We start from the raw sequence: 14,805 nt of genomic DNA on the forward strand, positions 1-14,805 counted from the left end.
CAAATGATTTAATTGTGAAAGAATCCTATTTTATATTAGATGATTTGACACTGAAATGGAGTCAATGCATTGGGAAAAATTTTCTAAAGTTGCTACACATATAGTCCATGCCGCTCAGAAATTTAGTGAATATGTATCATGGTAAAAAAACTTTTTTATGCGTCTATGTTGCTTTGCTTTTTCCCAATAATGGGTTGTACCTATCAGTGGGATTCTGAACGTGAGTTTACAAATAATATTGATGGGCTCGATGGTGGTTTACTCAATGTTTATGATGATCGGGTTTATTTTTTAGTAAATCGACAAGAAAAAATTACATTTAAAGATATTCGTGATCAAGATGGAAACTATCTCGATAGCGTTTATGCCGAAGATTGGATGAGAGATGTCAGTGAGTTGTCTAATCGTGTTTATACAGAGCTCTATCGTGGATTTAATAATCAGCCAGTCGAAAAAATTTTTTCCAAGCAATCTCAAAATAGTTCTTTATCTATTTCTGATGATAAAAAAACGATATATATTTCCACGGAGTTCTTAGATTATAAAATAGCGACTGTTGTTCCAACAAATGATCCCAATTATGACAGAAAAATATATTTTTATAATTTATATAAATCCATTGATGGCGGAAGCAATTTTAAAGCCATGCCATGGAATTCGACCAATTCAATAAAGCAGATATTATTTGATTCGACGGGTGTATATGGTTATGGTTTAGGGAGTGATCGAACGCTATGGCGTACAGACGATGGCGCTGAAACTTGGAAAAAGATAAAAATACCCAAAGAATTTCAGTTAATTCAAACCAAAGATCGAGCAGATAGACCGCATGTGTCTTATGATTGGGATGCATTTTATTTTGATCAAAAAACAAAAACTTTGTATTTATCGTGTTTTGTCCATGACAAAGCGGTGAAGGGTAAAGGAAAAAGTATTATTTATGCTGTTCCTTGGGATGCAAACTTAGTTGATTTAAATAGCTTACAGCCCGTTGCAACTGTAGAAAACCAATTCGTGACTGATATTAAGCTGGCAGGAGAGAATAAATTCTATTTATTAACAGAAGTTTATGGTTTTGAGAGATATCATACCAGTATGGAGTTTAAGAACTCACATTTTATTGTATTAGATCAAAATAGAATTACTCTGGATCATGATTTTGGTAAAAAATATTTATTAGGGGCATTCTTCCAAGGTAAAGATAATCTACTCTATATCATTGGCATGAAAGAAGTCGGTATAGGTTCTTATGATGATATCGCCTTTATCAGTCATGATGGCGGGAAAAACTGGCGTGAAGAAAAGGAAGGTCGTTGGCTGCAAGGCAATTATTTTGATCCTGAAAGCAATAAGGCTTGGGCTTATAAACGAGGGAAATTGTATTCCAGAACGATAGATTAGCGTGAATGCAATACTCCGTTTTAAACGGGGAATACAGCAACATAAAGCGCCATGATCTTTCATGAATTGGGAAAACTTTCTAAAGTTGTTGCCCATTGCATGCTTGTATTGAACATATATTTGAGGCTAAGCCCTAGCGCCTCGATCATCTGGTTATAATCGATGGCGCTCTTTAATTCAGCTTGAAGCAATTATGTTTTCTGAAACTTAATCTGCCGCAGTTGTTTGGCGTGTTGTAGGGTGGTTTCATTAATTTCCAAACCACCGCTCATGCGCGCCAATTCAAGTATTTGCTCTGCTTCTGCTAAACATAGAATAGTGCTGCTCGCTGGGTCAGTTTGTTGTTTTTTCACCAATAAATGCTGGTCAGCTTGTGCGGCAACTTGTGCTTGATGGGTAATACAAAGAATTTGCACATGCTGCGCTAAGTCTGCTAATAATCGCCCGACGGTTTCGGCCGTACCACCACTGATCCCAACATCGATTTCGTCAAAAACCAACACTTCCGCTTCGGTTTTTTCAGCATTCATGACTTGCATAACCAGAGCAATCCTGGATAGCTCACCACCAGAGGCAACTTTTGCCAAAGGTTGTGCTGGAATGCCTTTATTGGCACTAAACAGCAGCTGAATGGTACTCAGCCCTTCAGCATTGGGTTCATCTAGCGGTTCAAAACGAAACTCAAAATGTGCTTCGGGTAGAGCCAAGAGTTTGACTTGTTCGGTCAATTGTTTGGCTAGCGGTATGGCGTGTTCACGGCGGATATTATCAAGCTGTGTTGCTTCGGTTAGGAAGTTTTGCTCGGTCTGAGCGACCAGTTCAGCCAGTGTTTCTGGGTCTTCTAAGGCTTGTAATTGCTCAAGTTCTTGTTGCCATTGTTGAGATTGTCCAAGCAGATCCTCTGGTTGCACACGGTACTTACGTGCGAGACGGTGAAATACTTCTAGCTCAGAGTTTAGTTCTTCCATACGCTCTGGGTCAAAGCTTTGTCGATCGATATATTGTCTGAGCTGTGCGGTGGCATCGTCGAGTTCACTTTGCGCATTGAGTAATGCCGCATGAATGTCTGCTAGTTGTTGGCTACGACCAGCATGGCTTTCGAGACGACGAATAATAGACGATATTTCTTGGCTGATATTCGGTTCAGCTTCTTCTAGCGCATTCAGGCTATAACTACAATCTTGCATAATGCTTTCATGATGACTGAGTTGATCGAATTCTTGCTCAATCTCACTGTAGTTGATTGCTATAACATCTTCTAATTCTTCAAGTTGTAGTTGTAGGGTTTCGATACGCTGTAAGCGGCTGGCTTGTGCGGCAATGGCTGCTTGATGTTGGCGAATGGTTTTTTGCCAAAGACTATAGGCTTCACGCACACGTTTGGCTGGTTCAGCAAAGCCACAATACAGGTCCAGCCAACGTCTTGGATAAGGGGGGTCTAATAACTGTTGTTGGCTATGTTGGCTATAGAGTTGAACCAAGAGTCGACCAATTTCTTTGAGTTCAGCCAAACTGCTTGGTCGACCATTAATCCATGCTTTACTACGACCGGTCGCAAAAATTACACGGCGTAAATGGATTTCACCCGTATCATCATTGAGTTCATGTAGATTCAGCCACTGGGCTTCAGGACTGGTCGCTTGATAGCTAAATACGGCGGTAATGTCAGCCTTGTCTGCACCATAACGTACATAATTACTGTCAGTCCGTTCTCCAAGACAAGCTGAAAGGGCATCGAGTAATAAGGATTTACCCGCACCTGTTTCGCCAGTCAGGACATTGAAGCCTGACTCAATGTCTAAAGCCAAATGATCTGCTAATGCAAAATTGATTAGATTTAAATGTGTCAGCATAAAAGCATCCGCACGAAAGCCACAAACTTCAAGGTGATTAGGTGGATCTAGGGCTTAATACCTAGCATCACTTTTGTAGGGCGCTTGATCTTACTGTGATCAACAAACCCTATTTTTATCGTGTTAAAATAACACGAACAGCGGGTAGATTCCCACTATTGCCGACCTAAGTTTCCAATTAAATATCACATAAAAAGGCTCTTTTGTGTGAACAAACAAAATACTGACGATCTCTCAAGTCGTCAAAAAATGTCATTATATGTGCCTGTTACATCGGATAATATGTTGTGTTTGAGTTTTAATTGGCAATGTTTACAAAATGGGTGAGCAAACATTGCTATTTGCTGAATAATGCCTGTTAATTGCGAAAGTTGGTGAATTGATTGATTCATTTAGTGACCAACATGTAAACTAGCAGCATCATAATTTAAATAAGTGCGCATTATCTGGAGAATACGCATGTCATCACAGTTTGATCACGTTTCTGTAATTAAAAAGTCTAATGTCTATTTTGGTGGATTGTGTGTTAGTCATACCGTTCAATTTGAAGATGGCACGAAAAAAACCTTGGGAGTGATTTTACCGACCAATCAACCACTGCGTTTTGAGACCCATGTACCTGAGCGCATGGAAATTATTTCTGGTGAATGCCGTGTCAAAATCGCCGACAGTGCAGAAGATGAACTATTCCGTGCTGGGCAATCCTTTTATGTACCCGGCAATAGTACCTTTACCATCGAGAGTGATGACGTGCTAGATTACGTTTGCCATCTGGAAGGCTAAGGTCACGATTGATCTGATCAGCTATGACCAATTCACCAACATTTCAGCTGTAGTTTCAGGTAAAATGGCTACAGATAAAATCCTGTAAAGCTGGCTTTGCAGGATTTTTCATTTTCTTTATTGCTGTATTTCTGATTGATAAACCGAGGTCATGCATGGCAAAAGCTGAATATTATTATGGCGTACACGCTGTAGAATCATTATTAGAACTTGAGCCAGAACGCGTTTTGACCTTGTTTACCTTGAAAGGTCGTGACGATCAACGTTTGCAACACATCTTGCAGTTGGCTGAACCCTTTGGGATTAGTGTGCAAAAAGCCAGTCGTGACAGTTTAGAAAAATTGGCTGGGTTGCCTTTTCACCAAGGGGTCGTGGCTGCCGTGCGTCCACATCCAACTTTAAATGAAAAAGACTTGGACCAACTGCTGGATGCCAATTCACAGGTTTTACTACTGGCTTTGGACCAAATAACAGATCCGCATAATTTAGGTGCCTGCATCCGTACTGCGGCAGCGATGGGGGTGCAGGCAGTGATTGTGCCGCGAGATCGTTCTGCCAGTTTGACACCCACTGCACGCAAAGTCGCAGCAGGTGGTGCAGAGAAAGTGAAGTTTATTCAAGTCACTAACTTGGCGCGGACTTTGGCGCATGTGCGTGAGCAATACCTATTGCGTGTGGTCGGCACCATGCTGGATGAGCACGCTTTGCCCATTCATCAGTGTGATTTAACGGGTGGCCTCGTGGTCGTGATGGGGGCTGAAGATACTGGCATTCGCCCTATTACTCAATCACAGTGTGACCAAACGGTTTATATTCCGATGGCAGGTCAGCTCCAAAGTCTCAATGTGAGTGTGGCAACGGGGATGGCGTTGTATGAGGCACAGCGTCAGCGCCAGCTCTCATAAGCTTGTACCTTTTTATTGATTGATTCATGCATTATTTTTAGCCAATACGAGAAAGAACATGTTAAGCACCCGGAACCAGGGCTATCTCTTCGTGACCATCACGATGTTGATTTGGGGCGGTTTCACCATCACTTCGCGCTTAAATGCGATGTGGCATATTAGTGCTTGGGACATTACCGCGCTGCGCTTTGGTTTAGCATTTTGTATTTTATTGCCGATTTTATGCATTAAAAAAGATATTGCTTTTTTATGGCAAAACAAACAGCCCTTTGTGTTGGCAATGGTAGGGGGCGTGGCATATTGTTTGACTTGTTATAGTGCTTTTCAATATGTTCCTGCTGCTCATGCAGCAATCTTTCTCAATGGTTGTGTGCCACTGTGTACCGCAGTGGCCGGATATGTGCTGTTTAAATATCCTTTTGGTCGAGATACTTGGTTAAGTTTGTTGATCATGCTCAGTGCCATCGCTGTGATGAGTTATTTAATGTACCAGATGACGGGTGTTGCCTTTAGTTTGGGGGATGGTTTGTTTTTTATTAGCGCTATCCTCTGGGGTATTTTTACTGTCCTTTTACGACAATGGCAAATCACTGCATGGCATGCCATGACGGGAGTGGCAATTTGGTCTGCGATCATCTATATCCCCTTATATCTCCTTTTTATTCCTAAACATTTAAGCGATGCCGAGTCTATTCATCTTGTTGTGCAAACGCTATTTCACGGCATCATGGTGGTGATGATTGCGACCTTAAGTTATGTGGAGGCGATTAAGCGTCTAGGGGCTTTTAAGGCGGGTAGTATTGTAACCTTGGCACCATTTATTGCGGCTTTGGTGGCTGTTCCGCTGCTGAATGAACCGCTCAATATGGCTATTGTGTCCGGTTTGATTGGTATGGCAATAGGAGCGCTACAGCCTTGGCGTTGGATTGGGCGCCAGGATAGTCTAAGCCGATCATTGGCGAAGCAACGACAACGAGAACAACACCAGCACCAGCCGCAACAGTCAGCAAAGCAGCAAGAAAAACCGCAAGAACACCAAGAATAAACTGCTCTCTAAGTGAGTCCTAAGATGGTTTTATTGCGGCGGCTGTGTTGCTTGCTGGGCATATTGCAAATATTGCTGATGCAATGTAGCAAGCTGTTGATATAAATGACTGAGATCACCATCATTGAGCACAATGTCATCGGCATGTTGTTGCTTATGCTGGCGCGGCATTTGAGTGGCAATAATTTTTTCAATCTGTGCGTGGCTTTGTTGATCTCGTTGACTGGCGCGTTGTCGCTGTAGCTCAGTTGTGGCATCAATCAGTACATTACGTTGCGTCAGTTGGTGCTGTCCTGTTTCAAACAATAAGGGTGAAACTAAAATCACATAGGGGCTTTGTGCAGCCTGTAATTGTTTTAAAATTTCCGCGCGAATAGCAGGATGCGTTATGGCTTCAAGTTGTTGTTTTGCGCTGGGATCATTGAAAATATGTTCACGTAAGGCGCGGCGGTCTAGCTCACCTGCTTGATTGATGACCCAAGCACCAAAGTGTTGTTGAATCTGCGCCAGTAGCGGTTGACCCGCAGCGACGACTTGATGGGCCACCACATCGGCATCGACAATGACAATACCTTGCTGCGCAAACCAATCGCTGGCAACTGTTTTGCCACTTCCGATACCACCGGTTAAACCGACAATAAACTGCATAAAACTTTCCTAAACTTTTGCTGTTGATGTATTTGCTCTGTATTTAGAGTTGCCAATACCAATGCATCAAGTCTTTGCCATACAGTAAAGTAATCCAGCCAGCAATGGCGAGGTAGGGACCAAATGCAAAAGCACGATTATCTTGACGCACTTTTAATAAAATCATTCCAATGATTGCACCGAGCATGGATGAAAGCAAGATTAGCAAAGGCAGCTGTTCTACACCGAGCCAGGCACCCAATGCGGCCAGAAGTTTAAAGTCGCCATAGCCCATGCCTTCTTTGCCTGTAAACAACTTAAATAAAAAATATACCATCCATAAGCTTAGAAAACCAAAGACATAGCCCCAAATGGCTGACTGTGCTGTACTCAATAAACCGAAGCTATTACACATTAGACCCAAACCGGCTAGGGGGAGGGTGATGCGATCGGGTAAGAGCTGCCAATCAAGATCTATAAAGCTGAGTGCAATCAGTGCCCAAGTCAACAATAAGGCAGCCAACATGGTGCTACTGACAGCAAAAACATGAACCACCCATAAGGAGCACAACAGTGTCAGTGCTTCAACCAGCGGATAGCGCCAAGGAATGGGTTGCTGACAATCGGCACAACGACCTTTGAGTAGCAACCAACTCAGCAGTGGAATATTATGATAAAAGCGAATCTTATGCTGACATTGTGGGCAATGTGATGCCGGTAAGCTAAGACTCATTGTCGCAGGTGAGGGCTGTGAATTGGTATCAATGTCAGCTTCGGCTGCTGGTGTGTGTTGTGTATGTTGCGCCTGTTGTTCGGCTAGATATTCTTGTTGCCATTGTGATTGCATGATCAAGGGTATGCGGTAAATCACTACATTTAAAAAGCTGCCCACACAAAGACTCAGTAGACCTATGCTGCTATAGCATGCAAGCTCGGAGCTGGCTAAAAAAATGAGTAGTTCTTGCATTAAAAAATCTCTTGCATTAAATGGCTAATCCCATCTGAAAAATCGGTAAATACATGGCAATGATCAGTGTTGCTACGATGGCTGCCAATAGTAATAGCAATAACGGTTCTAAGAGCACCATGAGGCTTGCCATTTGTTGTGCCAGTTCTTGTTCAAGCTGTTGTGCAATTTGTTGTAGCATACAATCGAGTTGTCCTGATGTTTCACCTATTGCGATCATTTGTACCAGCAATGCTGGAAAGCGTTGGCTTCGACGCATGGCAAAATGCAGTTGCTGTCCAGCGGAAACATCGGCTTGAATCTGCTGAATTGCTTGTTCATAAAGCTGATTTTGACTGGCATTTGCGGCTAATTGCAGCGCTTCGGGTAACGCCAATCCAGCAGCAAAAGTCGTTGCTAAAATTCGACTAAAACGCGCAATAATGCTTTGTTGAATCAGATTGCCAAAAATAGGCAATCTTAAACTGAACGCATGACCATAATATTGCAATTTTTGATTCTGTCGATAGGCATGACGTAGTAATCGATATATGAGATAAGTACATCCGAGTATAATTAGCCCATGCTGTTGTAATTGTTCCGATAGTTTGAGCACGAATAAGGTGAGCCAAGGTAAGTCAGCAGCAAGGCTTTGGAACATGGTTTGAAAAATTGGGATGACGTAAATCAATAGAACACAGCTCACCCCCGCAGCGGTGAGTAGCACCAGGATTGGGTAACGCAGTGCTTGTCGTAGCTGTGTTTGCAATTTTAGCGTGCGATCTTGATATTGCGCCGCATATTGAAGCATGGCATCGAGTTCACCCGCTTGTTCACCAGATGCAATGAAGGCGCAAAATAAAGCATCAAAATATTGAGGATGTGCTTGCAGGGTATGAGAGAAACTATGACCTGCTTGTAGATCGACTTGTAAGTGATGCAATAAGGCTTGCATGCTGAGTTTTGCACTTGCGCTTTGTAGAAGTTGTAAGCTTTGTAATAAGGGAATGCCTGCTTGTAGCAGGGTTGCGAGCTGTTTACTGAATGCGCAAAGATCTCGCATGTCTATGCGCTGCGAACGCCAGACGAAGCGACTAATTTTTTTCTCAACCAGATAATGAATATGAATGCCTTGCTGACGTAATTGTTGTTTGGCTCGACTAAGATTTTCGGCATGTAAGTTGCCGCGTACTTTTTGCCCTTGGGTATGTTGTCCCCGATATACATAGTATTTGAGAGGCTTGCTTGTCGCGGCAGATTGAGCCGTTTGCGTCACAATAGTCGGTTTGAGCATGGCGAAAGTCTATACAATGCTGGATGTTACTGGGTTGAGCGCATGGCTGAGTACGCGATTTACTTCTTGTAAAGAGGTCTGCCCTTGCAGTACCTGAGTCAAAGCTGCTTGATGTAAGTTGTTAAAACCTTGTTGCTCCGCCTGTTGGGCAATGGCAGTCGCACTGGCATCCCTTAAAATCAGCTGGTGAATTTCAGGCGTGATCGGCAGCATTTCATAAATGGCAAAACGCCCTTTATAGCCATCATGGCATTTGTTGCATTGCGCTGCTTGATAGAGGGTTGGATGGTGCTGTAATTGCGAGGCATGGAAACCCATCGCGTATAGGCTGTCTAAAGGAACATCTAAGGCATATTTACAATGCGGACATAAACGCCGTAATAAACGTTGGGCAATCACTAAGTTGACTGCACTGGCGATATTAAATGCCGCGATGCCCATATGTCTGAGCCGGGTCAGTGTTTCTGCTGCACTATTGGTATGTAACGTCGATAACACCAAATGCCCCGTTTGTGCTGCTTTAATGGCAAGTTCTGCGGTATCGATATCTCGAATTTCACCCAGCATCATAATGTCTGGATCTTGGCGTAAAAATGCTTTCAGTGCGGTAGCAAAATCTAGACCCGCTTTGGGATTGACATTGACTTGATTAATACCTTCTAGCTGAATCTCTACAGGGTCTTCAACGGTACTGATATTGAGATGTTGCTGATTGAGTAAGCGCAGACCACTATAGAGCGATGCGGTTTTACCAGAGCCGGTTGGTCCTGTAATCAGTAACATGCCTTGTGGCTTATATAAGTTGTCTAAAAATAATTGGCTTTGTTGTGGGTTTAGCCCCAGTTGCTCAAAGCTGAAATGGCTATTGCGAGTATCTAAAATCCTCAACACAATTTTTTCACCAAATAAAGTCGGTAAGGTGCTGATACGTAGGTCAATTACATGTTGTCCTAAACCATGAAAGCGAATGCGACCATCTTGTGGGATACGTTTCTCGGCAATGTCCAGTTGTGCCATGACTTTGAGCCGCGCCGCAATCCGCAGAGCCAGTTGTGGTGGCGGCGAGCTCATGCTGTGAAGTAAACCATCAATGCGGTAACGTACACGATAACTGTTGGCATAGGGCTCAAAGTGCAGATCCGATGCACCCAAATGCAGTGCATCCGCGACCAATTTGTTGAGATAGCGCACCACGATGGGGGTATCTTCATTATGTGACACTAAACTTGCTGGAATAAGCTCTTCTGTTGTCGTGCCTTGATGAGCTTCTTGTGCCAGATCTTGTTCCTGAAAATTATGATCATGATGGTCTGGGAAATATTGATCTAAGCAATGGCACAGTTGATCATGTGTGACCAATACCGGTTCTATGTTGAGATTACTATGAAAGCCGATGGCTTGAATGGCATCGAGACGACTCGGGTCACTCATGGCTAAACGCAAACGATCCTGTGTAATGCCAAGTGGTAATACCTGATAATAGTGTAATAAGCTCGGATTGATTAGATTTTTAGGCAATAGATCAGGGTCATAATGAGAGAGATCCAGTACCGTTTCATTGAATTCTAAACCGATTTGCTGGGCGAGTTGGGCGGCATTTAAGTGAAGTTCATCGACCAGATAAGCAATGATGTGCTTTTGCTGTGCCTCAGCCTGTTGCATGGCGAGTAGCATGGCATCTTGACTGAGTAATTGCTGTTCCACGAAGCGTCTGAGTAAGCCAGACAGCACAATCTGCTGATTGAGCGCTGGAAGTATGGGGTGTTCTGCGCGATCAAAGCGAGCCATAGGCGATTACTCCCGTTACTTCAGTCATTATTTTTGTTTGTAATGAAAAATCTTTCGTGCTGAATGTGAACATTGATCGGTGTTCTAGTTCAGGGTGTTCTGGTTCAAATTAGAATATATGGTTCTGATTGTAAGCCGTAGAGGGAAAGTAGCGTGATTGATGATGCCTTGACCATATTTTCAGTGGTATTTCGATAGCCCGTGACAAAATCTGCTGGGTGAAGTTGACAAACCAAGGTGAATATTTAATCTACTTGGATGGCGGGATTAAATTATGTAAATCACTGTGAAAAAATTCTATAACTTTAAAATTCCGTGTAGAATGAGCGCATTTTTTGGTAAAAGGCTAGATGTATGTCGAGTTCGGCTATTACTCCTTGGGTTGTCGGCAATTGGAAAATGAACCCAATGCAGGCGGATGCTCAGCAACTCATTCAATCCTTTAAACAACAATTGCAACAAGCACCGTTGAGTGCAGCACAATGTCATATTGCCGTGGCACCCATTGCATTACACTTATTAACTGTGCAACAGCAGCTTGCAGATGCCGCAGTACCCGTCGCCGTAGTTGCACAAGATGTATCGCGTCAAGCGGGCACAGGGGCATATACGGGTGAAATCAGTGCTGAACTACTCAAAGACAGTGGCATAGACACCGTGTTGATCGGGCATTCTGAACGCCGTGAACTGTTTGCAGATACATCTGTTGTGGTGGCAGAAAAAGTTAAAAATGCTTTAAACGCAGGGCTACGCGTGATTTACTGTGTGGGTGAAAGCTTGGCACAACGTGAAGAAGGTTTGGCAAATCAAGTGGTATTACAACAAATTTGTGATATTGCACGGGTTGTGCAAGCTGAACAATGGGCGCAAATCGTGATCGCCTATGAACCCATCTGGGCGATTGGCACTGGCAAGACGGCATCTCCCGAAGATGCACAAGCCATGCATGCCGCGATTCGTGAGGGGCTTGCGCAAATCACAGCCTATGCAGCAAAGATGCCGATTCTCTATGGCGGTAGTGTAAAAGCAGACAATGCGCTGCAATTGGCAGCGTGTAAAGATATTAATGGTGCGTTGGTCGGCGGAGCATCTTTAGACGCTCAAAGCTTCTATCAGATCGCAACAGCCTTTGCTCAAACAAAATAATAAGGAGTTGCGCATGCAAACTTTTGTGTTGGTCATACATATTTTATTAGCCGTTTCTATGATCGGCTTGATTTTGGTACAGCATGGTAAAGGTGCTGATGCTGGCGCATCTTTTGGCGGCGGCGGTGCGGCAACGGTATTTGGTGCGTCAGGTTCAGGTAACTTCTTGACCAAAGTCACGGCTATTTTGACAGCATTGTTCTTTATTACCAGTATTAGTTTAGCCGTGTTTGCCAAGAAGCAAACGGCGAGCGCGTATAGTCTAGGACCGGTTCAAAGTACAACAACTGTACCATCAAGCACAAAAACGCCTGAAACTTCACCAACTGCACCAGAAACTTCGCAATAATTGCAAATTTTGCTTTCATTTTTAGAATGAAGCTACTAGAATGCGTGCAGCTGCGGTGGTGGTGGAATTGGTAGACACGCTACCTTGAGGTGGTAGTGCCTTCGGGCGTGGGGGTTCAAGTCCCCCCTTCCGCACCAACGATAAACCAGATCGTTGAGTGAGCAGCTAATATATTGATGCGGGATGGAGCAGTCTGGTAGCTCGTCGGGCTCATAACCCGAAGGTCGTTGGTTCAAATCCAGCTCCCGCTACCAATTCAATTTAAGGTGCAACTTAAATTGACAATAAATAAATCGATGATTGAGTTTTTTTATTTATTGTATATACTATTTGCACGTTGATGCGGGATGGAGCAGTCTGGTAGCTCGTCGGGCTCATAACCCGAAGGTCGTTGGTTCAAATCCAGCTCCCGCTACCAAGTTTCTAAGAAGGCTCACAGATAGGTGGGCCTTTTTGCACAGTAGATTTTGATTTTCTGTGCAATAATAGGGGCGATTGACGCCCTTTTTTATTGGCTATCGTGTAGTGTCGACATCAATCGGTCAACAAATCATGCTTCACTATAGCGAGTGGTATCGGCCCCACAGACCGATTGTATTGCATGCAAAATGACGAGAGTAAATGAAGCTATCAAATAAAACTCAAGCACTGCAAGACTTAATTGCACCAGCAGTGCAAGCTTGTGATGTTGAGCTTTGGGGGATTGAATTCCTTCCCCAAGGTAAGCGATCTTTATTGCGCATTTATATCGATAAAGATGTTGATGAAAATGCTGTTGCAGTGACCAATGAAGATGGTGAAGAAGAATTAGGGCGCGGTATTGGTGTCCAAGACTGTGTGCGCGTAACCCAGCAAGTGGGTGCAATTTTAGATGTTCATGATCCAATTTCAGGTGAGTATGCTTTAGAAGTATCATCACCAGGCTGGGATCGTCCATTTTTCCAACTCGCACAGCTACAAGACTACATTGGTGAGCAAATCGCTTTACGTTTGATTGTTGCGGTTGAAAACCGTCGTAAGTTTCAAGCGAAACTTGTTGCTGTAGATCTTGAACAAGAACGCATTCAAGTCGAAGTGGAAAAGCAACAGATACTGGATATTGATAGTCACAATATTGACAAAGCAAATTTGATCTATCAAGACTAATTTATCAAAAAGAATTTGAAGAGTAGGTGACTTATGGGCCGCGAAATTCTTACCGTCGCTGAAACGGTTAGTAACGAAAAAGGTGTTAGTCGAGAAGCGATCTTCGAGGCGTTAGAACAGGCTTTAGTAGCCGCAACGAAGAAAAAGTTCTACGAAGGAACAAATTCCGAAGAAGCGCAATTGCGTGTTGAAATTGACCGTAAAACAGGCGAATATCGCACATTCCGTCAATGGACAGTGGTCGCAGATGAAGACCATGAAATGCCTGCTTGCCAAGATGCGATCTCTGATGTTGATCCAGCAAAATGGTCAATTGGCGATATACGCGAGTTAGAAGTTGAATCGATTGAGTTCGGTCGTATCGCTGCACAAATCGCTAAACAAGTGATTGTACAAAAGATTCGTGAAGCAGAACGTGCCTTAGTTGCCGATGCCTATGCGTCTAAAGTCGGCGAATTAGTCTATGGTGAAGTTAAAAAACAAACCAAAGATGGCTTTATTATAGATTTAGGTGATAATGCTGAAGCGTATTTAGCGCGTGAAGAAATGATCCCGAAAGAAATCCTCCGTCCTAAACAACGGATGATTGCAATTTTACATAGTGTGAACCGTGAAGGGCGTGGTGCACAATTATTATTGTCCCGTGCTCATCCAGATATGCTGATTGCATTGATGAAAAAAGAAATTCCTGAAATTTCTGAAGAAATCATCGAAATTAAAGCAGCAGCACGTCAAGCCGGAGTACGCGCTAAAATTGCGGTCAAAACCAACGACCATCGTATTGATCCAGTTGGTGCATGTATCGGGATGCGTGGTACACGTATTCAAGCGGTACAGCAAGAGTTAAATGGCGAGCGTATCGATGTTGTGGTGTGGTCTGATGATCCTGCACAATATATCGCAAGTGCCCTTGAGCCTGCAGATGTCTCCGGTATTGTGATCGATGAAGATGCACAGACTGCTGATATCATCTTTGCAACCAGTGATCAGTTGGCACGTGCCATTGGTTCGCAAGGGCAAAATGTACGTTTGGCTTCAGAATTGACGGGTTATAAACTCGATATGATGCTTGAAGACGAATACCGTGCACGCCAACAAAATGAAGCACAGCAATATCTAGATATGTTTGTAACGCGTCTAGATATTGAAGAAAACTTAGCCATGGCTTTGGTTGAAATGGGCTTTACTTCTTTAGAAGAAATCGCCTATGTTCCACCTGAAACATTTGATGAAATCGAGTTAGATGAAGATTCGGTGATCATGTTACAAGGCCGTGCCAAAGAAGCTGCTTTAGCAGATGCTTTGAAGCAGCAACAAGACATTAAAGATCCAAGTGAAGAACTTCTGGCAATGGAAGGAATGACACTCGAGATCGCCAAAGCATTAGCGCAACGTGACATCGTGACTGTAGATGATTTAGCAGATCAAGCAACCGATGATATCGAAGATATCGAAGGTTTGGATGCTGAGAAAGCGGGTCAACTCATTATGAAAGCACGTGAATCATGGTTTAACTAGGAGG

Annotated in this window: 13 protein-coding genes and 3 tRNA genes; 11 read left to right on the top strand and 5 right to left on the bottom strand. The window is 43.4% G+C overall.

Annotated features, from left to right (window positions below):
- The first annotated feature begins 138 nt into the window (after positions 1-138).
- Positions 139-1,401, top strand: a complete 1,263-nt coding sequence (locus BFG52_RS00970; RefSeq protein ID WP_157758055.1) for a hypothetical protein — start codon at positions 139-141, stop codon at positions 1,399-1,401.
- 191 nt (positions 1,402-1,592) lie between these two features.
- Here the strand turns inward: BFG52_RS00970 and recN are convergent, their stop codons facing one another.
- A complete protein-coding gene (gene recN, locus BFG52_RS00975; protein ID WP_067551377.1) occupies positions 1,593-3,254 on the bottom strand; it encodes a DNA repair protein RecN in 1,662 nt (553 codons plus the stop codon).
- 459 nt (positions 3,255-3,713) lie between these two features.
- Between recN and ppnP the strand changes: the two genes are divergently transcribed.
- The 3 genes from ppnP (at position 3,714) to BFG52_RS00990 (ending at position 5,987) form a co-directional block, all read left to right on the top strand.
- Positions 3,714-4,037, top strand: a complete 324-nt coding sequence (gene ppnP / locus BFG52_RS00980) for a pyrimidine/purine nucleoside phosphorylase (protein ID WP_067551380.1) — start codon at positions 3,714-3,716, stop codon at positions 4,035-4,037.
- A 155-nt stretch (positions 4,038-4,192) separates the two neighbouring features.
- Complete coding sequence (gene rlmB / locus BFG52_RS00985; protein WP_067551383.1) at positions 4,193-4,942, top strand: 23S rRNA (guanosine(2251)-2'-O)-methyltransferase RlmB; 750 nt, start codon at positions 4,193-4,195, stop codon at positions 4,940-4,942.
- A gap of 58 nt (positions 4,943-5,000) precedes the next feature.
- Positions 5,001-5,987: a DMT family transporter gene (locus tag BFG52_RS00990; RefSeq protein WP_067551386.1), complete on the top strand. Its 987-nt coding sequence runs from the start codon at positions 5,001-5,003 to the stop codon at positions 5,985-5,987.
- A 30-nt stretch (positions 5,988-6,017) separates the two neighbouring features.
- Here the strand turns inward: BFG52_RS00990 and coaE are convergent, their stop codons facing one another.
- From coaE to pilB, 4 genes are read right to left on the bottom strand one after another with little or no spacing between them, the layout of a single operon-like run.
- Positions 6,018-6,635 (bottom strand): dephospho-CoA kinase, encoded by a 618-nt coding sequence (gene coaE, locus BFG52_RS00995; protein ID WP_067551389.1) that lies wholly within the window; start codon positions 6,633-6,635, stop codon positions 6,018-6,020.
- Between the two features lie 43 nt (positions 6,636-6,678).
- On the bottom strand, positions 6,679-7,581 hold the full coding sequence (locus BFG52_RS01000; protein ID WP_067551392.1) for a prepilin peptidase: 903 nt from the start codon (positions 7,579-7,581) through the stop codon (positions 6,679-6,681).
- Positions 7,582-7,597: 16 nt separating this feature from the next.
- The gene (locus tag BFG52_RS01005; protein ID WP_067551395.1) at positions 7,598-8,854 is read right to left on the bottom strand and encodes a type II secretion system F family protein; all 1,257 of its coding nucleotides are present in this window, start codon (positions 8,852-8,854) and stop codon (positions 7,598-7,600) included.
- Between the two features lie 9 nt (positions 8,855-8,863).
- On the bottom strand, positions 8,864-10,642 hold the full coding sequence (gene pilB, locus BFG52_RS01010) for a type IV-A pilus assembly ATPase PilB (protein ID WP_081408587.1): 1,779 nt from the start codon (positions 10,640-10,642) through the stop codon (positions 8,864-8,866).
- A 354-nt stretch (positions 10,643-10,996) separates the two neighbouring features.
- Here pilB and tpiA point away from each other — a divergent pair, with 354 nt between their 5' ends.
- From tpiA to nusA, 7 genes are all read left to right on the top strand, one after another.
- The gene (gene tpiA / locus BFG52_RS01015) at positions 10,997-11,788 is read left to right on the top strand and encodes a triose-phosphate isomerase (protein ID WP_067551398.1); all 792 of its coding nucleotides are present in this window, start codon (positions 10,997-10,999) and stop codon (positions 11,786-11,788) included.
- Positions 11,789-11,801: 13 nt separating this feature from the next.
- A complete protein-coding gene (gene secG / locus BFG52_RS01020; RefSeq protein ID WP_067551401.1) occupies positions 11,802-12,137 on the top strand; it encodes a preprotein translocase subunit SecG in 336 nt (111 codons plus the stop codon).
- Positions 12,138-12,189: 52 nt separating this feature from the next.
- Positions 12,190-12,274 (top strand) — tRNA-Leu (locus BFG52_RS01025).
- A gap of 40 nt (positions 12,275-12,314) precedes the next feature.
- Positions 12,315-12,391 (top strand) — tRNA-Met (locus BFG52_RS01030).
- 87 nt (positions 12,392-12,478) lie between these two features.
- Positions 12,479-12,555: transfer RNA gene (locus BFG52_RS01035), tRNA-Met, on the top strand.
- A 203-nt stretch (positions 12,556-12,758) separates the two neighbouring features.
- Positions 12,759-13,283, top strand: coding sequence for a ribosome maturation factor RimP (gene rimP / locus BFG52_RS01040; protein ID WP_067551404.1), 525 nt, complete (start codon positions 12,759-12,761; stop codon positions 13,281-13,283).
- Between the two features lie 33 nt (positions 13,284-13,316).
- The gene (nusA, locus tag BFG52_RS01045) at positions 13,317-14,801 is read left to right on the top strand and encodes a transcription termination factor NusA (protein ID WP_067551407.1); all 1,485 of its coding nucleotides are present in this window, start codon (positions 13,317-13,319) and stop codon (positions 14,799-14,801) included.
- Positions 14,802-14,805: the final 4 nt, after the last annotated feature.

This window comes from Acinetobacter larvae (assembly GCF_001704115.1).
In the GTDB taxonomy this organism is placed as follows: domain Bacteria; phylum Pseudomonadota; class Gammaproteobacteria; order Pseudomonadales; family Moraxellaceae; genus Acinetobacter; species Acinetobacter larvae.